This is a genomic window from Streptomyces sp. NBC_01618 (assembly GCF_045209435.1).
In the GTDB taxonomy this organism is placed as follows: Bacteria; Actinomycetota; Actinomycetes; order Streptomycetales; family Streptomycetaceae; genus Streptomyces.
Map to the genome: position 1 here is coordinate 6,346,600 of NZ_CP109297.1, position 19,146 is coordinate 6,365,745.

Annotated in this window: 12 protein-coding genes; 5 read left to right on the forward strand and 7 right to left on the reverse strand. The window is 67.7% G+C overall.

The window, feature by feature from the left end; translation table 11 throughout:
• Window positions 1-8 precede the first annotated feature (8 nt).
• The gene (gene galE, locus OH735_RS29340) at window positions 9-995 is read left to right on the forward strand and encodes a UDP-glucose 4-epimerase GalE (RefSeq protein WP_406384644.1); all 987 of its coding nucleotides are present in this window, start codon (window positions 9-11) and stop codon (window positions 993-995) included.
• Window positions 996-1,082: 87 nt separating this feature from the next.
• Here the strand turns inward: galE and OH735_RS29345 are convergent, their stop codons facing one another.
• Entirely contained in the window at window positions 1,083-2,186 is a 1,104-nt protein-coding gene (locus OH735_RS29345; RefSeq protein ID WP_406384645.1) for an LCP family protein, read from the reverse strand.
• A 304-nt stretch (window positions 2,187-2,490) separates the two neighbouring features.
• Between OH735_RS29345 and OH735_RS29350 the strand changes: the two genes are divergently transcribed.
• The 4 genes from OH735_RS29350 to OH735_RS29365 all read left to right on the forward strand — a co-directional run bounded on the left by OH735_RS29350 (window position 2,491) and on the right by OH735_RS29365 (window position 11,434).
• Complete coding sequence (locus tag OH735_RS29350; protein ID WP_406384646.1) at window positions 2,491-3,567, forward strand: hypothetical protein; 1,077 nt, start codon at window positions 2,491-2,493, stop codon at window positions 3,565-3,567.
• 321 nt (window positions 3,568-3,888) lie between these two features.
• Complete coding sequence (locus tag OH735_RS29355) at window positions 3,889-7,746, forward strand: CDP-glycerol glycerophosphotransferase family protein (protein ID WP_406384647.1); 3,858 nt, start codon at window positions 3,889-3,891, stop codon at window positions 7,744-7,746.
• Window positions 7,747-7,835: 89 nt separating this feature from the next.
• Window positions 7,836-9,836 (forward strand): glycosyltransferase family 4 protein, encoded by a 2,001-nt coding sequence (locus OH735_RS29360; protein ID WP_406384649.1) that lies wholly within the window; start codon window positions 7,836-7,838, stop codon window positions 9,834-9,836.
• A 77-nt stretch (window positions 9,837-9,913) separates the two neighbouring features.
• Window positions 9,914-11,434, forward strand: a complete 1,521-nt coding sequence (locus tag OH735_RS29365) for a hypothetical protein (protein WP_406384650.1) — start codon at window positions 9,914-9,916, stop codon at window positions 11,432-11,434.
• Window positions 11,435-11,504: 70 nt separating this feature from the next.
• Here the strand turns inward: OH735_RS29365 and OH735_RS29370 are convergent, their stop codons facing one another.
• The 6 genes from OH735_RS29370 to OH735_RS29395 form a co-directional block, all read right to left on the reverse strand.
• Window positions 11,505-12,395, reverse strand: coding sequence for an endonuclease/exonuclease/phosphatase family protein (locus OH735_RS29370; RefSeq protein WP_406384652.1), 891 nt, complete (start codon window positions 12,393-12,395; stop codon window positions 11,505-11,507).
• Window positions 12,396-12,489: 94 nt separating this feature from the next.
• Window positions 12,490-14,619: a 3-hydroxyacyl-CoA dehydrogenase NAD-binding domain-containing protein gene (locus OH735_RS29375; RefSeq protein WP_406384653.1), complete on the reverse strand. Its 2,130-nt coding sequence runs from the start codon at window positions 14,617-14,619 to the stop codon at window positions 12,490-12,492.
• Window positions 14,616-15,869: a thiolase family protein gene (locus OH735_RS29380; RefSeq protein WP_406384654.1), complete on the reverse strand. Its 1,254-nt coding sequence runs from the start codon at window positions 15,867-15,869 to the stop codon at window positions 14,616-14,618. Before OH735_RS29380 ends, OH735_RS29375 begins: the two co-directional genes overlap by 4 nt.
• Before the next feature lie 276 nt (window positions 15,870-16,145).
• A complete protein-coding gene (locus tag OH735_RS29385) occupies window positions 16,146-17,420 on the reverse strand; it encodes an HRDC domain-containing protein (RefSeq protein WP_406384655.1) in 1,275 nt (424 codons plus the stop codon).
• A 118-nt stretch (window positions 17,421-17,538) separates the two neighbouring features.
• Window positions 17,539-18,201 (reverse strand): response regulator transcription factor, encoded by a 663-nt coding sequence (locus OH735_RS29390; RefSeq protein ID WP_093542274.1) that lies wholly within the window; start codon window positions 18,199-18,201, stop codon window positions 17,539-17,541.
• A 256-nt stretch (window positions 18,202-18,457) separates the two neighbouring features.
• Window positions 18,458-19,117 (reverse strand): DUF3000 domain-containing protein, encoded by a 660-nt coding sequence (locus OH735_RS29395; protein WP_406384656.1) that lies wholly within the window; start codon window positions 19,115-19,117, stop codon window positions 18,458-18,460.
• Between the last annotated feature and the right edge of the window lie 29 nt (window positions 19,118-19,146).

The following is a 19,146-nucleotide window of genomic DNA, read 5'->3' on the forward strand; positions in this document are numbered from 1 at the left end:
ATGACCGCATGACTTGGCTGATCACGGGTGGTGCGGGTTTCATCGGGGCGCACGTCGTAAGGGCGATGCTCGACGCGGGCGAACAGGCCGTCGTGTACGACGACTTGTCCACGGGTGACCCGAACCGGGTGCCCGAGGGCGTGCCCTTCGTCAAGGGTTCGACACTCGACCGTGACGCCCTTGGCCGGACCCTCGCGGAGTTCGGCATCGACGGAGTCGTCCACCTCGCCGCGAAGAAGCAGGTCGCCGAGTCCGTGGCCCGCCCGCTCCACTACTACCGGGAGAACGTGCACGGGCTGCAGAACCTCCTCGAAGCCGTCACGGCGGCCGGCGCGCGCCGCTTCCTCTTCTCCTCGTCCGCCGCCGTGTACGGCCTCCCCGACGTCGACCTGGTCGGCGAGGACACTCCGTGCGCTCCGATCAACCCGTACGGCGAGACCAAACTCGTCGGTGAGTGGATGGTGCGAGCGGCGGGTGCCGCCCACGGCATGGCGACCGCTTCGCTCCGTTACTTCAACGTCGCGGGCGCGGCCGGACCGCAGCTCGCCGACACGGGCGTCTTCAACCTGATCCCGATGGTGTTCGAGAAGCTCACCGAGGGCCGTGCTCCGATGATCTTCGGCGACGACTACGCGACCCCGGACGGTACCTGCGTCCGCGACTTCATCCACGTCGTGGACCTGGCCTCCGCCCACGCCACCGTGGCGCGGGCCCTGGGCGATCGCGGTGACGGGACCGACCTGACGGTCAACATCGGCCTGGGCGAGGGGGTTTCGGTGCGCGAGATGATCTCGCTGATCGGCGAGGTCACGGGATACGGACCGGCGGCGGAACCGACCGTGTCCCCCCGGCGCCCCGGTGACCCGGCCCGGGTCGTGGCCGCGGCCGGCCGCATGCGGGAGGAACTGGGCTGGACGGCCCGGCACGACGTGCGCGAGATGGTCGCGTCGGCCTGGGAGGGCTGGTGCCTGTACCACCCCGAGGCGCGCCGCTGAGAGCGGCCCGGAACGGCTGATGCGGCGATGCCCCGGGGTGCTTCCACCCCGGGGCATCGCCGCATCGCATGCCGGCGGAACGGGGCATCAGCCGCCGGTGGCGGGCGACTTCTTGGCGGACTCGGGAATGGTGACGTCCTTCCGGATCGCCTTCCACAGCTCACCGGCCTGCGGCTGAGCAGCCACGACCCGGTTGGGGTCCTGCTTGTCGTACGCCACGGGCAGCATGATCGTTTCCATCGAGCCCGGGTCGACGCCGTTCATCGACCGGGCGAACTCGGCCAGGGACGTCAGCGAGGCGAGCCCGGAGTCGGTGGTCAGCGACCTGGTGATCGAGTTGGCGATCTTGAACGAGTTCGCCGGATTGCCCAGCAGATCCTGGGATTTCACCTCGCTCAGCAGGGCCAGGATGAACTGCTGCTGGAGCCCGATGCGGCCGAGGTCGCTGCCGTCACCGATGCCGTGCCGGGTACGGACGTAGGCGAGGGACTCGGTGCCGTCGAGCTTGTGCGGGCCGGCCGTGAGGTTCAGCCCGGACGACTTGTCGTGGATGTCCTGCGGTACGTCGATGGTGACGCCGCCGATCGCGTCGACCAGGTCCTTGAACCCGGCGAAGTTGATCTCCATGTAGTGGTCGATCCGGACCCCGGACATCTTCTCCACGGTCTTGACCACACAGGCCGGACCGGCCAGTGAGTAGACGCCGTTGAACATCGCCCGCTCCTTGGAGGGCAACGTCGAGCCGTCGGCCTTGGTGCACTCGGGCCGGGTGACGAGAGTGTCACGGGGTATGGACACCGCGACGGCCTTCGTCCGGCCCTCGGGTATGTGGACCACCATCGCGGTGTCGGAGCGCGCGCCACTGACGTTGCCGCCGCCGCCCAGTTCCTTGTTCTCCGCACCGGCCCGCGAGTCCGAACCGAGGACCAGGAGGTTCTGGCCGCTGGTGGGGAGCTTCTCGGGACGGTCGTCGCCGAGCGCCTTGTCGATGTCGACGCCCGTGATGTTCCCGTCGAGCCGGCTGTACAGCCAGTAGACGGTTCCACCCGCGGCGAGGAGGAGGACGAGCAGGACACTGAGGGTGATCTTGAGGCCCTTGCGCTTGCGCCTCTTTTCCTTCTTGCTGCCGCGGTTCGCTGCCTCCGCCCGTCGTGAGGCACTCGGGCCCGGGGGCATGGCGTCGTGGCTCATCCTGCTCGAGTCCCTTGATCTCGTGGCCCGTGAGGGCCGGGGTGGAGTTGGACTCGGGTGGGGGGAGGAGCCGGTCCGATTTTTTTGTGGTGGATGAGAACTATAGACAGTCCATCGAGTGCTCGTACGAGTGCTGGGTGGCCCACTGAGGTGGTGCGGGGGCGCGACGGGCCGATCGTCGCAGCTCCGAGCCCCGGATGCCGCCTCGCTGCAAGGGTCTAAGATGTGGCAGATTCGAAACTATTCGCGATGTGTCAAGGCGTGATGTATCGGATGCCAGTTCTGGAAAGGTGACGGCGGAACCATGCTCGGACACGATGCCCGCGCGATCTCAGAGGTCGCCCCTGCTGCTCAGACGTTGAACGGTATCTGGCTCACCCGTGGCAAGGACGGCCGTCTCACCGCGTACGTCCATACCGAGGACGGTCTCCGTCGCTGGACGCAGGTCCGTCCGGGGGGCCGGGAATGGGATGGTTCGGACCTGGTGACGGTGGGGCATCTGACACATCTGTCCGTTGTTCAGGACGCCAATGCTTACGTCCATTTCGTCGGCCGCCGTGAGCGCGTCGTCGGCTCCACCGTGACCGCCGACATCATGTACGCGATCCAGTACCAGACCGGGCGGCCCGTCACGGCGTGGCAGTCGCTCGGCAATCCGCACAAGGACGCGGCAGGGGGGCATCGGATCGGCGCCCCCACCGCTGTGGTGAGCGAGTCGGGCGACGTCCACATCGCTCTCCGGAACGCGGGCGGCGGACTGATGTTGCGCCGCGAGCGGGCCGACGGCAAATGGCGTGGCTGGGAGGACCTTCGCGGCTCACACATCAGGGGAGTTCCCACGGCGGTCGCGCTCGCATCCAGGAGCGTCGAGCTGTTCGCGGCAACCGACGGCGGAACGCTGCACTGGCAGCAGAAGGAAGCCGGTGGGGGCTGGAACGAGGCTCAGCCGTCACGGCTCGCCGTGCAGGCGGGCACTCTGGCCGCGCTGGAGACAACTCCCGGCCGGGCCACCTATTTCTGGACCGACCCCGCGGGCGGTGTCGTGGCCTACCGTGCGGGGGCCTGGCCCATGGCCCTCGGCGGCGCCCCGGGTGACGGCCCGCACGCGGTGATCCGGGTGGCCCTGGACGGGTACGACTGCACCGTGCTGGCTCACCGGGGAATCAACGGCACGGCCGCCGTTGGTCTCTGCGTGACGGAGAGCGAGGCCAACGGTGTGTGGTGGTCGGACACCGGGGTGCCCTGTCTGGCAACCCCCGCGTTGGCACACGACGCCTTCGGTCGGCTCGTGATGGCAGTGATCGGTGAGGACGGGGCTCCGCGACTGGCTCTTCAGACGGATGCAGCGGGTCTGACGCTCGACGACTGGCACACCATCTGAGACGGAGTGTTGACGCGGTTGCGATTCCGGAGGAATGAACCGAGTTCCTACCGTGGTCGGATGATTGTAGCACCGACGCCATGACATGAATCACGTGCACAGTCCAGTGTTCTGCGTGGATTATCACGTGACCCGCACATTGACATCCTTTAATGTTCATTTAAGATTTGCGTCTGGTGCTACAGCCTCGAGAGTTGAACGACCGGCGATCGAAGGGGACCGACTCTGAGTCAACGAGGCTTGGGCGGTGAGGGTGGTGCGCAGAGTTGGATCTTGGTGGTGGCCCGGTGCTCACCGCTGCCGTGAACTGGAGTGTGAAGCATGGCCGATGGGCCGCGTCTGAGTGTCATCGTTCCGTTTCAGGACGTTGAGATATACCTCGACGAGTGCCTGGAGTCCATTGCTCGCCAGACATTTCAGGACTTTGAAGTCATCATGATCGATGACGGCTCGACCGATCGATCCACGGAAATAGCCCAGGAATTCTGCTCACGAGATCCGCGCTTCCGGCTGATACGCCAGGAATCCCAGGGGCCTGGCCACGCCCGTAATACTGGGCTCCGTTCCATGCACCGGGCCGGCGAGTTCTTGGTGTTCGCGGACGGTGACGACGTTATTCCCGAGTACGCCTACGAATTGCTGATACGGACTCTCTCGGAGTCCGGTTCGGATTTCGTCTCCGGGAACGTCCAGATGATGAACTCCACCAAGAAGTGGCAATCACCCCTGCACAAGGGGCCGATGCAGCGTGACCGCCGCGGCACTCACATCACGCGGTTCGAGGCGCTGATCTACGACCGGACCGTCTGGAACAAGGTATTCCGCCGTTCCTTCTGGGACTACCACTTCATTCAGTTCCCGGAAGGCGTCCTCTACGAGGACTCCTGGGTCAACATGTTCGCGCACTTCAAGGCGCGGAAGGTCGATGTCATCACCGATATCGTCTACTTCTGGCGTCGTCGGGAAGGCGGCGCGGCGCCGTCCATCACCCAGCGACACACAGAGGTCGACAACCTGCGGGACCGGGTCGCCGCCGTGATGTCCGTCAGTCGCTTCCTGGGGCAACACCGGTCACGCTCGTTCAAGGAGCACAAGCGCAAGTATGACCTGGCCTGCCTCAAGTCCGACCTCATGCTCCATCTGAAGGTGCTCCCCGACGCGGACGACGAATACCGCGACGCCTTCATGCACTGGGCGCAGGAGTTTCTGAGCGAGGCCGACGCCGACATTATCGAGGAACTGCCCGCCGACGCCCGGGTGAAGTGGCTGCTCGTCCATCAGGGGCGGCTCGACGAGCTGCTGGACGTCGTCGAGTTCGAACGCAAGGGCGGGCCTCTGCCGGTACGCCGGCGACTGCACCGGTATCTTAATTACCCGCACCTGGGGAACCGCAAGACAGGTCTTTACAAGAGCGACTACCGGCTCGACAAGGAACTGTCGCCCTACAGCTCCCTCACCGGTGCTCGCTGGGACGCCGAATGGCTGACCCTGACCGGTTCGGTCTATGTCCGCTTCATCAACGTGCACAAGCGGCACATGTCGACCAAGGCCTTGGCGCTGAGGAACAAGAAGACCGGCAGCCGGATCGTCAATTGGGCGAGGACTACGTACTACCCTCAGGCGACCGAACACTCCAACCAGAATCGTTACTGCTACGACTGGGCAGGCTTCGAGAGCCGGTTCGACACCACTCGGCTCAAGAAGAAGGGCGAGTGGGTCGAGGGGACGTGGGATGTTGCCGCGGGCGTGTTCAGCCGTGGTCTCTTCCGGTACAAGAGCATCGGGCGGGGCGGTGCGGGAACGGCCGCCAACCCGCCGTATCGCTACGTCGACAAGAACACTCGCATCATCCCCCTTTTCGTGCAGGGCGGTCTGAAGCTCCGTGTCGAGATCGTCCGGTGCCGCATCACCCGCCACCGCATCGTGGGGGAGAACCTGGAGCTCAGCGGCGTCTATCTGGGCCCGAAGGTCCCGGAGTGGGGCAAGCTCCGGGTGGTCAGTATGAACGGTGCGGGCCGGCACGACTCCTGGCTGTGGTTCAAGCCCGGTGGCGAGGGCTGGTGCACCTTCGGCACCCGTGTTCCGTTGCGCAACCTGGTACCGGGCTCGCGGGCCGACGGGGACACGTCCGTACCCCAGGCCTGGACCATGGGGAGCAACGGCTGGAAGATGACCGTGTACATGGAAGGCCGCAAGGCCCCGCTGTACCCGGTGATGGCCGAGGAGACCGCGGACGGCCACTACCGCATGCCGGCGAAGCTGCAGACGGAACAGGGCGACCGGGAGATCGTCGTGCACCGGAACGGTTCGGGCTACGTGGTGCTCTTCGAGCGTGACGTACTGCCGATGGTCACCGACCACAGTTGGCACGAGGACGGCTCGTTGGAGCTCATCGGCCACTACCCCTGCGCGGATCTGCTGTCGCCGGCCGAGCATGCTTCCGCCCATGTGGTGGTCAGGTCCCGGGCTCACGGTGCCGAGCGGGCCGTACCGCTGGCGTGGGACGGGCTCCGCTTCCGCTGTGTCGTGACTCCCGCGGCCATGCGTACGCTCGCCGGAGCCATCCCGCTGGCCGCTGGTCGTTGGGACTTCTACTTGCGCCGGCAGGATCCTTCATCTGTGGCCCCGGCCGACCGGTCTCCCGATCTCATGCTCAAGATCGAGCAGGACCTGATCGGCAGTTTCCCGCAGGAGATCGAGGTGCGGGGGCGCGGTTACGATCTCCAGGCGGAGGCATACGACCGGCTCTCGCTCCTCGTCCGTTCCGCGATGGCCGACGACGCCAGGGGCCCATACCGGCAGAAGCTGCTGCGGACCCAGTTCTATCCGCAGGCTCGTCGTCACGAGATCAAGCAGGCAGTGCTGTTCGACGCCTTCAAGGGCACGCAGTACTCGGACAGCCCGCGCGCCGTCCACGAGGAGATGGTCCGGCGCGGGGTCGACGTGGAGCACCTGTGGGTCGTCCGTGACGATCAGGTTGAACTGCCGCCGACGGCCCGGCCCGTGCGCATGTGGTCCCAGGAGTGGTACGAGGCACTGGCGACCTCTCGCTACATCGTCGCCAACAACCACCTCCCGGACTGGTTCGAGAAGCGTCCCGAGCAGGTCGTCGTACAGACCTGGCACGGCACTCCGCTCAAGAAGATCGGTCATGACATCGAGGCGGTGCACTTCGCCGATCAGCGGTATCTGGAGCGGGTCGCGAAGGAGGTGCAGAACTGGGACATGCTGGTGTCTCCCAACAGCTTCTCCACCCCGATCCTCAAGCGGGCCTTCCAGTTCCCCGGCGAGATGGTCGAATGCGGCTACCCCCGCAACGACCTCCTGCGGCGCCCGGGAACCGGGGGCAGGGCCGCGGAGATCCGGCGACGCATCGGCCTGCCGGCCGACAAACGCATCATCATGTATGCCCCCACCTGGCGGGACGACCAGTTCTACGCCCCGGGAAAGTACAAGTTCGACTTCCGGATCGACCTCGAGGACGCTCGCGCACGGCTGGGTGCCGACCATGTGCTGATGGTGCGTCGCCATCCGAACGTGGTGGACCCGGTGCCGGGTGCCGGGGACGGTTTCGTCTTCGACGTCTCCGACTACCCGGACATGGCCGATCTGTCGCTGATCACCGACGTGATGATCACGGACTACTCGTCGCTGATGTTCGACTACGTCAACACTGGGCGTCCGATCCTGTTCTTCACCTATGACCTGGACCACTACCGCGACACCTTGCGGGGCTTCTACTTCGAATTCGCGAACAGTGCGCCGGGCCCACTGTTGTCCGAGTCGGCCGAGCTGATCTCGGCGGTCCGTGACATCGACCGCATCCAGGTGATGTACGCCGATCGCTACCGCTGGTTCCAGGACCAGTTCTGCGATCTCGACGACGGCTATGCCTCGGCCCGTCTGACCGACCGCATTCTGCTCGCCGGGGGCGACCTCACCCCGGACCGAGCCGTGGCCCCGGCCGTCGGCACGGCGCCGGTCCGGCACCACGCTCCGGTCCGCAGGATGCTGGAGCAGACGCAGCCGATTCAGCAGATCGAGGCTTCTGCGCAGTCCTGCCGGCGCCAGGAGCCTCAGCAGCCCGTCTCGGTCGAGGCCCAGCAGATCCGGCAGCCGGCACCACAGCGCATTGCAGGTGCTGACGGCGAGCGTGTCTACGAGGGAGTGATCATGTGAGGCGCCGGCCATCCCGTGATGCAGCTCGATGCTGCTTCGAACTCACCCCTCGCGCGGCACGCGCCGCCTGACCACGGAGACCGACTTCTGTGAAGATTGCCTTTCTGCTGCATGACGCCTATGGGATCGGCGGCACGGTCAGTGCCACCCTCAACCTGGCCGGCGCGCTTGCCAAGCGCCATGAGGTCGAGATCGTCTCCGTGTTCCGCACCCGTGACACTCCGCAGGGGAATCTGGAGCCCGGGGTCCGGCTGACTCCGCTGGTCGACATCCGTGCCAACAGCGCGGACAAGGAGCACCAGCTGTCCCGTCAGCCGTCGGTCGTGAACCCGCGCAGCCCGTCGTTCTCGCAGCTGTACAACGCGCTCACGGACCAGCGGATCGGCCACTACCTGGACGGGACCAACGCCGAGGTCGTCATAGCCACCCGGCCGGTTCTGCTCATGTATCTGTCGCACTTCGGCGAACGCGACTACCTCAGGATCGGTCAGGAGCACCTGACGCACGACTCGCAGATCCCGGAGCAGCGCGAGCGACAGAATCAGATCATCCCGGACATGGACGCCTTTGTGACCGTGTCCCATGCCGATGCCGAGATCTATCAGAAGGTCTTGCCGCATGCCGCATCCCGGATCCTTTCCATCCCGAATCCGGTAACCCTGCCGAGCGCGACGCCCGCGCAGAGCGGCCAGCAGATCGTCGTGGCCGCGGGACGACTCGTGAAGGTCAAACGGTACGACGTTCTCATCCGCGCCTTCGAGACCGTGGTCCGTAACCGGCCGGACTGGAGTCTGCGGATCTACGGCTCCGGCAAGGAAGAGCAGGCCCTGCGCGACCTTGTGCTGGAGCGGGGGCTCTACAACCACGTACGGCTGATGGGCGCGCATTCGCCTATGGAGACGGAGTGGGCCAAGGGTGATATCGCCGCCGTCACCTCGGACAACGAGTCGTTCGGCATGACGATCGTCGAGGCCATGCAGGTTGGCCTCCCGGTGGTCAGCACCGACTGCCCGCTGGGGCCTCGCGAGATCATCCAGCACGGGGTCGATGGTTTCCTGGCCGTGCCGGGGGATCCCGATTCGGTGGCCCAGGCCCTGCTGGCGATCATCAACGACGACCAGCTGCGCCGACGCATGAGTGAGGCGGCCCGGCAGAATGCATATCGCTTCGCTCCTGACGTCATCGCACAGAGGTACGAGGAACTCTTCGACCACCTCGTCACCAACCGCGTCCGCCGACCGGTGCGGCCGATGTCACGGATCCTGGCCCAAGGGCGTCTCATCGCGGCCCCCGAAGGAGTCTTCCGGCTCCAGTTGAAGGTCACCGGTGAGGCCGCGGCCGGTTACGAAGTGGGGATCAAGCTCCGCGACAGCCAGGAGATCCGCACGGTCCCGCTGGTTCCCGGGACGCTCGTCAAGGACGGCCGGGGGCGGCTGTGGACGGAGGTGGTGATCGATCCTCGCCTGCTGCGTCCGCACGAGGGCACGTGGGACTTCCGGCTGCGAACCCCCGACGGCCAGGACGAGCGCATTGTGGCCGAGGGGGTGGAGACCCAGCACCTCAGTGGCCAGGCCCCCTGGCTCGACGGGCAGGGGGTGTCCTCCGCAATTCCCTATCGTACGATGGACGACTTCATCGCCCTGCGTACGTGGTACCGGGCCGCCCACGCGGAGATCGGTCAGGTGGTCGTCGATGAGGGCAGCACCGGCTTCCACGCCAACCTGTTGCTCCCGAAGCCCGCCCCGGCCGGTACGGCGCCCCAGGCAGTGCTGCGCCACCGGAGCGACAGGACGGCCGAGTTCGCCGTCCAGGTCCAGCCGACCGGAGGTGCCGGGATCGCGTTCGCCGTTCCGCATCGGGAATTCCTGGCCCGCCGCATCGGCGCCACCGACATCTGGGATCTGTGGATCAGGGTGGGCGGCGGGGTTGCCGATGTGCGGGCCGGCCGTATCGGAGGGGACATCATCCGTCGCAAGCACACCGACAGGTTTCCCAGCTCTCTGGACCGGTCAGACCTGGGTGTCGCGCATCGAATCGTCGCGTACATCACCGACGACAATGACCTGTCCTTCTCCGTGAAGCACGCATGACGTCTCTCGGTCATGGGTCACGAGATCAGGGACTCGTCGTGTACGCCCTCCCCGTATGAGATTGGAACTCCCGAGCCTTGTCCAAAGCAGCCTCCGGCCGTCCTCTGCATACCGGTATCGACGCGTCCGGGACCTTCCCGGTCGAGTACCGGTTCTCGCACGCCCGAAACGGAAATCAGCACCTGGTCGTTGTCTTCGCCAATTTCTCGGTTCCCGGCGACTACGGATGGTCGAACGGTGTGTTCAACACTCTCCGCTCGAACATTCTCTGGATCCGTGATCGCTTCCACGGCAAGAACAGCTACTACCTGTGCAAGGGGATGGACTTCGGCCTGGAGCGGTCCGTCGCCACGCTGATCTCGAATGTGCTGAACTCGCTGGGACTGACCCCGGACCAGTGCACCATGTGGGGCGGATCGAAGGGAGGCAGCGCCGCACTCTACTTCGGTCTGAAGTACGGCTTCCGGAACATCGTGTCGATGGTTCCGCAGTTCAGGATCGGCACCTACGTCCTGCAGTATCCGTCCATCGCCCAGCACATGATGGGTGAGGTCACCGAGCAGAACACCCACATCATCGACGATGCGATCCCGAGTCTGGTCCGGGCCGGGGCGAACCGGAACGCCAACATCTATATCCTCTCCTCGCCTCAGGACGAGCAGTACAAGGAGCAGGTGGAACCCTTCTTGCCGCTGTTCGCCGGCTACGAGAACCTCAACTTCATCTTCAGCGACTCCCCGCACATCGTCGACCATGCGCACGTGACCGGCCGTAACCTCCCCGTCCTGATGGGGCTTGTCAACTTCCTCATCGACGGGATAGCACCGAGAATCGGCTTCGTACGCAGCGGCGGTGAGCGGCCGGATGCCGATACATCGGCCATCGACGCCTATCTCAAGGCTACTTCTCAGGTGCAGGAGGCATTCGCCGCTCCCGTGGTCCTCATGCCGACGTCCGGAGAGACGGTGCACGGACAGACGGTCAGGTTCGCCGGTACGGCACAGGGCGCGGTACGGCTGAGCGTCTGGGAGCACGGCAAGTTCCTCGGAGCCCCCGAAGTCGCCGCCGACGGGTCGTGGATCTGGGACCTCGGCCGCCCGTGGAGCGTGGGCAAGCACGCCGTGCGGGTGCTCGGAGTGGACGCGGCCGGCTTCCACTCCCAGCGGGCCGAGGTCGCGTTCACCGTGTCCGCGGCGGAGGAAGGCGGGCCGGCGGTCGTCGGCGCCGCGGCCGTTGCGACGGCTGCCGTATCGGCGCAGGCTGTGCCGGCGCAGGCTGTGCAGGCACAGCAGCCTGCCAGCGCCTGGCAGGTCCCCGCGCCGACAGTCGCGTTTCCCGCGCCGGGTCAGCAGGTTCCGGGACCGGTGATCGGGATGATGGGGTATGCCGCAGGAGCCGTGCGGGTCGAGTTCATCGAGGACGGCATGCGGCTGGGCATTGCCCCGGTGGCGCCGGACAGCAGCTGGTCCTGGGAGTCGGGGTGGTCCTGGACCGAGGGACAGCACACCGTGGAGTGCCACGCGGTTGACGCGGTGGGGCAGGAGTCCCAGCGGACCGTCGTGACGTTCAGTGTGGTGAGCGTCGCGTACAGGTCTTGAGCGACGGGGTCGCGTCGCAGCTGGCGCGAGGCCTGAGTCGTGGGCGTGGTGGCCGGCATCGGCCCAGCCGTCAACGGGTCCCGACCTCCATGATCAGCGGTAGGTGATCCGACGCGGAGGTGGGTTTCACCGTACAGCTGATCCGGGGCAGTTCGGTGAAAAGATAGTCAACCTTCCCACCGCTGTGCAGTGTTGCCCTGCCGGTCCGTGAGGAGGCGGTCCGCTGGTCGCACTCCCGATAGCGACGGAAGGTCTCGTGCGGCCAGATCCAGCCGCGCCCGTTCCCGGTCGTTGGCGGCGCACTGTTCAGATCACCACCGAACACCGTGCGCGAGTCTGCAGCGCCGACCAGGGAGGTGAGCTGGTCGTCGCGCAACTCCCATGTCGGGTGCGCCCGGTCGCTGCCGGGCAGGCTGAGATGCGCACTGCACACGCGGATGTCACGGGCGAGCACCGTGGCGCACAGAATGCCCCGGTGCAGTCCGAGGCCCGGCTGCTGCGAGGGCACCACCGCGACGCCGGAGAGTGGCGAGGAAGCGAGGATCGCGACGCCCGCCCGGCCTTGGCTGCGCGTTGCGCACCTGACCGTGGTGAACTGCCCCTTGGCATTGCGGTAGGTGTAGGCCCGAAAGGCCGTCACCCAGTTCGCGCCCAGTTCCCGCCGCGCAGCGGCGAGATCCCCCGCACAGACCTCCTGCAGCATGATCACACGCGCGCCGTCGACGTCGGCCAGGCTCTTGAGGGCCTGAACCTTCCTCCGGCCACTTCCGGTGCCCTGGCAGTTCCACTGCTGTACGCCGCACATGTTCCACGTGGCGATCCGCAGCCGGTTCGGCGCCGCGTCAGAGGTGGGGGTCGCAGCAGACAGCAGGGTGAGCAGGACCAGGGCCAGGGCCGGCCACCGGAGCAGACGGCGCGCTGCCGTGGTCCTCATGTCCCGCGTCTTGGCAAGGTGCATCATGACCCGCCGATTCCTCCACCCTGTGCAGAGCCCGAAGGCCGACGAACCGTACGGGAGATCATCCCGTACGGTCCGTCGGCCGTGAAATCGAGCGCTACGCCGGAACGCTCGCCACGCCCCGCTCCAGGAACTTCCTTCCGTTCACCCGCTCCGAGACGCCCTCACGGTCCAGGTACGGCGTGATGCCGCCGAGGTGGAAGGGCCAGCCCGCGCCGGTGATCAGGCAGAGGTCGATGTCCTGGGCCTCGGCGACGACGCCCTCGTCCAGCATCAGGCCGATCTCCTGCGCCACCGCGTCCAGGACCCGGTCGCGGACCTGCTCCTCGGACAGGACGACATCGCCCTGCTTGAGGAGCGCGGCGACCTCCGGGTCCAGCTCCGGCCTGCCGGAGTCGTAGACGTAGAAGCCCCGCTTGCCGGCCTTGACGACCGCGGCCAGGTTCTCGGAGACGGTGAACCGGTCCGGGAAGGCACGGTTCAGGGTCTCGGACACGTGCAGGCCGATCGCCGGGCCGACCAGCTCCAGCAGCACCAGCGGGGACATCGGCAGCCCGAGCGGCTCGATGGCCTTCTCGGCGGTCTCGACCGGGGTGCCCTCGTCGATGACGTTCTGGATCTCGCCCATGAAGCGGGTGAGGATGCGGTTGACGACGAACGCCGGGGCGTCCTTCACCAGCACCGCGGTCTTCTTCAGCTTCCGCGCGACACCGAACGCCGTGGCGAGCGAGGCGTCGTCGGTCTGCTCGCCGCGGACGATCTCCAGCAGCGGGAGGATCGCGACCGGGTTGAAGAAGTGGAAACCGACGACCCGCTCGGGGTGCTGCAGCTTCGACGCCATCTCGGTGACCGAGAGGGACGAGGTGTTGGTGGCGAGGATCGCGTGCGCCGGGGCGACCGCCTCGACCTCCGCGAACACCTGCTGCTTGACGCCGATCTCCTCGAAGACCGCCTCGATGATGAAGTCGGCGTCGAAGAAGCCCTCCGCCTTGTCCAGCACACCGGAGACCAGGGCCTTGAGGCGGTTCGCCTTGTCCTGGTTGATCCGGCCCTTGCCGAGCAGCTTCTCGATCTCGGCGTGGACATAGCCCACACCCTTGTCGACGCGCTCCTGGTCGATGTCGGTCAGCACGACCGGCACCTCCAGACGGCGCAGGAACAGCAGCGCCAGCTGCGAGGCCATCAGACCGGCACCGACGACGCCGACCTTGGTGACCGGACGGGCCAGGGCCTTGTCCGGAGCACCCGCCGGGCGCTTGGCGCGCTTCTGGACCAGGTTGAAGGAGTAGATCCCGGAACGCAGCTCGCCGCCCATGATCAGGTCCGCGAGGGCCCGGTCCTCGGCGTCGAAGCCGGCGCCCAGGTCGCCGTTCTTCGCCGCGGCGATGATGTCCAGCGCGCGGTACGCGGCCGGGGCGGCGCCGTGCACCTTGGAGTCGGCGATGGCCCTGCCGCGGGCGACGGCCTGGTCCCAGGCGTCACCGCGGTCCACGTCCGGGCGCTCCACCGTGATCGTGCCGTTGAGCACGGAAGCGGTCCAGATCAGCGACTGCTCCAGGAAGTCCGCACCCTCGAAGAGGGCGTCGGCGATCCCGAGCTCGAAGACCTGCTTGCCCCCCAGCTGGCGGTTCTGGTTCAGCGAGTTCTCGATGATCACGGAGACCGCGCGGTCGGCGCCGATCAGGTTGGGCAGCAGCGCACAGCCGCCCCACCCCGGAACCAGACCGAGGAAGACCTCGGGCAGCGAGAACGCGGGCAGCGCCTTGGAGACGGTGCGGTACGAGCAGTGCAGACCGACCTCGACACCGCCGCCCATCGCCGCGCCGTTGTAGTACGCGAACGTCGGGACGGCGAGGCCGGACAGGCGCCGGAAGACGTCGTGACCGCCCTTGCCGATGGCCAGCGCGTCCTTGTGCTCCTTCAGCAGCTCGACGCCCTTGAGGTCGGCGCCGACCGCGAAGATGAACGGCTTGCCGGTGATGCCGATACCGGCGATCGCGCCCTCGGCGGCCTCCTTCTCGACCTGGTCGATCGCGGCGTCCAGGTTCGCCAGCGACTGCGGTCCGAAGGTGGTCGGCTTGGTGTGGTCCAGGCCGTTGTCCAGCGTGATGAGGGCGAAGCGCCCCGCACCCGCCGGAAGGTCGAGGTGGCGTACGTGCGCCTGGGTGACGACCTCACCGGGGAACAGCTCGGCTGCGCCCTTCAGAAGCTCAGTGGTGGAACTCACTTGTTGCCTCCGTCTGCCGTGTCGAAGTGCGGGTTCTCCCAGACGACCGTCGCGCCCATGCCGAAGCCGACGCACATGGTGGTCAGGCCGTAGCGGACCTCCGGCTGCTCCTCGAACTGGCGGGCCAGCTGCGTCATCAGACGCACACCGGAGGAGGCGAGCGGGTGGCCGTAGGCGATGGCGCCGCCGTACTGGTTGACGCGCGCGTCGTCGTCGGCGATGCCGTAGTGGTCGAGGAAGGCGAGCACCTGGACGGCGAACGCCTCGTTGATCTCGAACAGGCCGATGTCGTCGATGGTCAGCCCGGCCTTGGCGAGGGCCTTCTCCGTCGCCGGGATCGGGCCGTAGCCCATGACCTCGGGCTCGACACCCGCGAAGGCGTACGACACGAGGCGCATCTTGACGGGCAGGCCCAGCTCGCGGGCGACGTCCTCGGCGGCGAGCAGCGAGGCGGTGGCGCCGTCGTTGAGACCGGCGGCGTTACCGGCGGTGACCCGGCCGTGCGGGCGGAACGGGGTCTTCAGACCCGCGAGGGACTCCAGGGTGGTGCCGGGGCGCATCGGCTCGTCGGCGGTGACCAGGCCCCAGCCCGTCTCTCCGGCCGACCCCGCGGCGGAGCCGCTATCAGCCGCGGCGGTGCGGCGCACCGAGATCGGCACCAGGTCCTGCTGGATCTTGCCGTTCGCGTACGCCTTGGCGGCCTTCTCCTGCGAGCGGACCGCGTACGCGTCGGCGCGGTCCTTGGTGATCTGCGGGTACCGGTCGTGCAGGTTCTCCGCGGTCATGCCCATGAACAGGGCGGACTCGTCGACCAGCTTCTCCGACACGAAGCGCGGGTTCGGGTCCACGCCCTCGCCCATCGGGTGGCGGCCCATGTGCTCGACACCACCGGCGACGACGACGTCGTACGCGCCGAAGGCGATGGAACCGGCCGTCGACGTGACGGCGGTCAGGGCGCCCGCACACATGCGGTCGATGGAGTAACCGGGGACGGACTGCGGCAGCCCGGCCAGAATTCCGGCGGTACGGCCCAGCGTCAGACCCTGGTCACCGATCTGGGTGGTCGCGGCGATGGCGACCTCGTCGATCCTGGCAGGGTCGAGGTCCGGGTTGCGGCGCAGCAGCTCCCGGATGGCCTTCACGACGAGATCGTCGGCGCGGGTCTCGTGGTAGATGCCCTTGGGGCCCGCTTTGCCGAACGGGGTGCGGACGCCGTCGACGAAGACGACGTCCCGGATGGTACGAGGCACGGTGGCTCTCCTCCAGGGTGCGGGATGGCACTGCTGCGGGGCACGCCCACAGGCGCGCCGCTCCCCTCATGCTACTTGTGAGTAACCAGACTGCCCACCCCTTGCGGCGGGAGCGGTGAAGGTCACATGCGGGCGGGCCGGCCGCGAGGACCGTTTCGTCCTCAAACGCCGGATCGCCGGACCGAGCGGAGAAATCCGCCCGTCCGGCGATCGAGGACGCGGTACGACCCGAGGCTCGCGCAACCTGGCGTGAATACGACCCTCGGCGGAGAACCCTCAGGCCGCGGACTTCAGCGAGTGGACCAGGAGCGGGGTCACCTGTTCGATCTGCCAGCGCCGTGCCCCGTACCCGATGAGCGCGGACTCGATCGCGTCCGGGGTCGGATTCTTGGGCGGCTCCCAGCAGACCCGGCGCACGGTGTCCGGCGTGATCAGGTTCTCCTGCGGCATGTGCAGCCGCTCGGCGAGCTCCGAGACCGCGGCGCGGGCGGCCGCGAGCCGGGCCGCCGCCGCCGGGTCCTTGTCCGCCCAGGCGCGGGGCGGCGGCGGACCGGCGAGGGTCTGGCCGGGCTGCGGCAGCTCCGAGTCCGGCAGCGCCCTGGCCCGGTCGATGGCCGCCTGCCACTGCTCCAGCTGCCGGCGCCCCATGCGGTGACCGAAGCCGGGCAGGGCGGTCAGCGCCTGCGCGTTCGGCGGGAGGGCGAGCGCGGCCTCGACGATCGCGGCATCGCCCAGCACCTTGCCGGGCGAGATGTCCCGGCGCCGGGCCACCTGGTCACGGACGGTCCACAGCTCCCGTACCACCGCCATCTGACGGCGGCGACGGATCTTGTGCATGCCGGAGGTGCGGCGCCACGGATCCTTGCGCGGGGGAGCGGGCGGCGCCGAGGCGATCGCGTCGAACTCCTGACGCGCCCACTCCAGCTTGCCCTGCCGGTCGAGCTCGTCCTCCAGGGCGTTGCGCAGATCGATCAGCAGCTCGACGTCGAGCGCCGCGTAGCGCAGCCAGGGTTCGGGCAGTGGACGGGTGGACCAGTCGACGGCGGAGTGGCCCTTCTCCAGCGAGTATCCGAGCACGCTCTCGACCATGGCGCCGAGGCCGACCCGCGGGAAGCCGGCCAGCCGTCCGGCCAGCTCCGTGTCGAAGAGCCCGGTGGGAGTCATCCCTATTTCGCGCAGACAGGGCAGGTCCTGAGTGGCGGCGTGCAGGATCCACTCGCTGCCGTGCAGCGCGTCCCCGAGTCCCGACAGGTCGGGACAGCCGACCGGGTCGATCAGCGCGCTGCCCGCGCCGTCGCGGCGCAGCTGCACGAGATAGGCACGCTGGCCGTAGCGGTAGCCGGAGGCGCGCTCGGCGTCGACGGCGACCGGGCCGGAGCCCGCGGCGAAGGCGGCGACCACCCGGGCGAGGGCGTCGTCGGATGCCACCACCGGGGGAATGCCCTCGCGAGGTTCGAGCAAGGGGATCGGCGCCGGGGCGACGTCGTCCGGGGGAGCGCCCCCGGTGGTTCGCAGTGAAGTGTCTGCTGCGGTCTCTTGGGCGTCGGTCACGTGTCAAGGGTATCTGTGTATGTACGGCGCCCGTCGACGGAACGTTCCGTCGACGGGCGCCGATGAATGCAAACCAGCCGGTCCGTGTCGCTGCGCGGACCTGCCGGGGGTTCAGGGGTCAGTGGATGATGCCCGTTCGCAGGGCGACGGCGACCATTCCCGCGCGGTCTCCGGTGCCGAGCTTGCGGGCGATGCGGGCGAGATGACTCTTGACGGTCAGGGCGGACAGGCCCATCGAGACACCGATGGCCTTGTTGGACTGGCCTTCGGCGACCAGCCGGAGGACCTCGACCTCGCGGCCGGACAGTTCGCGGTAGCCGCCCGGGTGGCTCGGAGCGCCGGGGGGCCGGCGGTGCATACGGGCGGCATTGGCGCCGATGGGGGCGACGCCGGGACGGGTGGGGTGGCCGATATTGGTTCGGGTGCCGGTGACGACGTAACCCTTCACGCCGCCCGCGAGGGCGTTGCGTACGGCGCCGATGTCATCGGCGGCGGAAAGGGCGAGGCCGTTCGGCCAGCCGGCGGCTCGGGTCTCGGACAACAGGGTCAGCCCGGAACCGTCGGGCAGGTGGACGTCGGCTACGCAGATGTCGCGTGGATTGCCGACGCGGGGACGGGCCTCCGCGATGGACGACGCCTCGATGACGTCACGTACTCCGAGTGCCCACAGATGGCGGGTGACGGTGGAACGGACGCGCGGGTCGGCCACGACGACCATGGCCGTCGGCTTGTTCGGGCGGTAGGCGACCAGGCTTGCGGGCTGCTCTAGGAGAACGGACACCAGGCCTCCTGGGAAGTGGCGGGACGGGCCGGCTCGGGGATGAAGCCGGGGCGAACCGTGCTTGAAGGGTCATTGACCTCTTCGGCAGCAGACCCGTCCTCCTTTAGAGGAAGATCACGATTTAGTGAGTAACAATTCGGGCAAATCGGACACGCGATCGATTGTACGAAAAAAATGCCGGTAATACTGCGACGTTCGTGACGCAGTGATACCGGCATGGGGAAGGCTTCGTCGGGGAACAGGCGCGCGAAGGGTTTCAGGGAGCCTGGGGGCCGCGCCGCTGAGGGAGCGTCACCACTGCCGCGTCGGCGGGGTCCGACGGCGGCAGGCCGGCGATCTGGCACAGCAGATCACCCCACGCCATCAGGTGCGCCGCCGTGTCCGGTACGCCGCCACGACCCTCGCGCGGCGTCCATGACGCCCGGATCTCGATCTGCGTCGCCGGGCGGCGCGTGGCCAGTGCACCGAAGTAGTGCGAGCCCGCCCGGGTCACCGTGCCGCCCGCCTCCCCGTACGACAGACCGCGCGCCTCCAGCGCACCGGTCAGCCACGACCAGCACACCTCCGGCAACAGCGGATCGGAAGCCATCTCCGGCTCCAGCTCGGCCCGTACCAGCGTCACCAGGCGGAAGGTCCCCTGCCAGGCCTCGTGCCCGGCAGGATCGTGGAGCAGCACCAGACGGCCGTCGGCAAGATCCTCCTCGCCCTGGACGACCGCGGCTTCCAGCGCGTACGCGTACGGAGCGAGCCGCTTGGGCGGCCGAGTCGACTCCACTTCCAGCTCGGGGCGCAGCCGCGCCGAGTGCAGCGCGTCCACCGCCGACCGGAACGCGGGCGGGACGGAACCACCCTCCGCGCTGTCCTTGCTGTCAGCGCCATCGGATTGATCGGAGAACTGTCCCTGAGCCGGAGCCATGCGGGGAAGAGTAGGCGGAACCGGAGCCT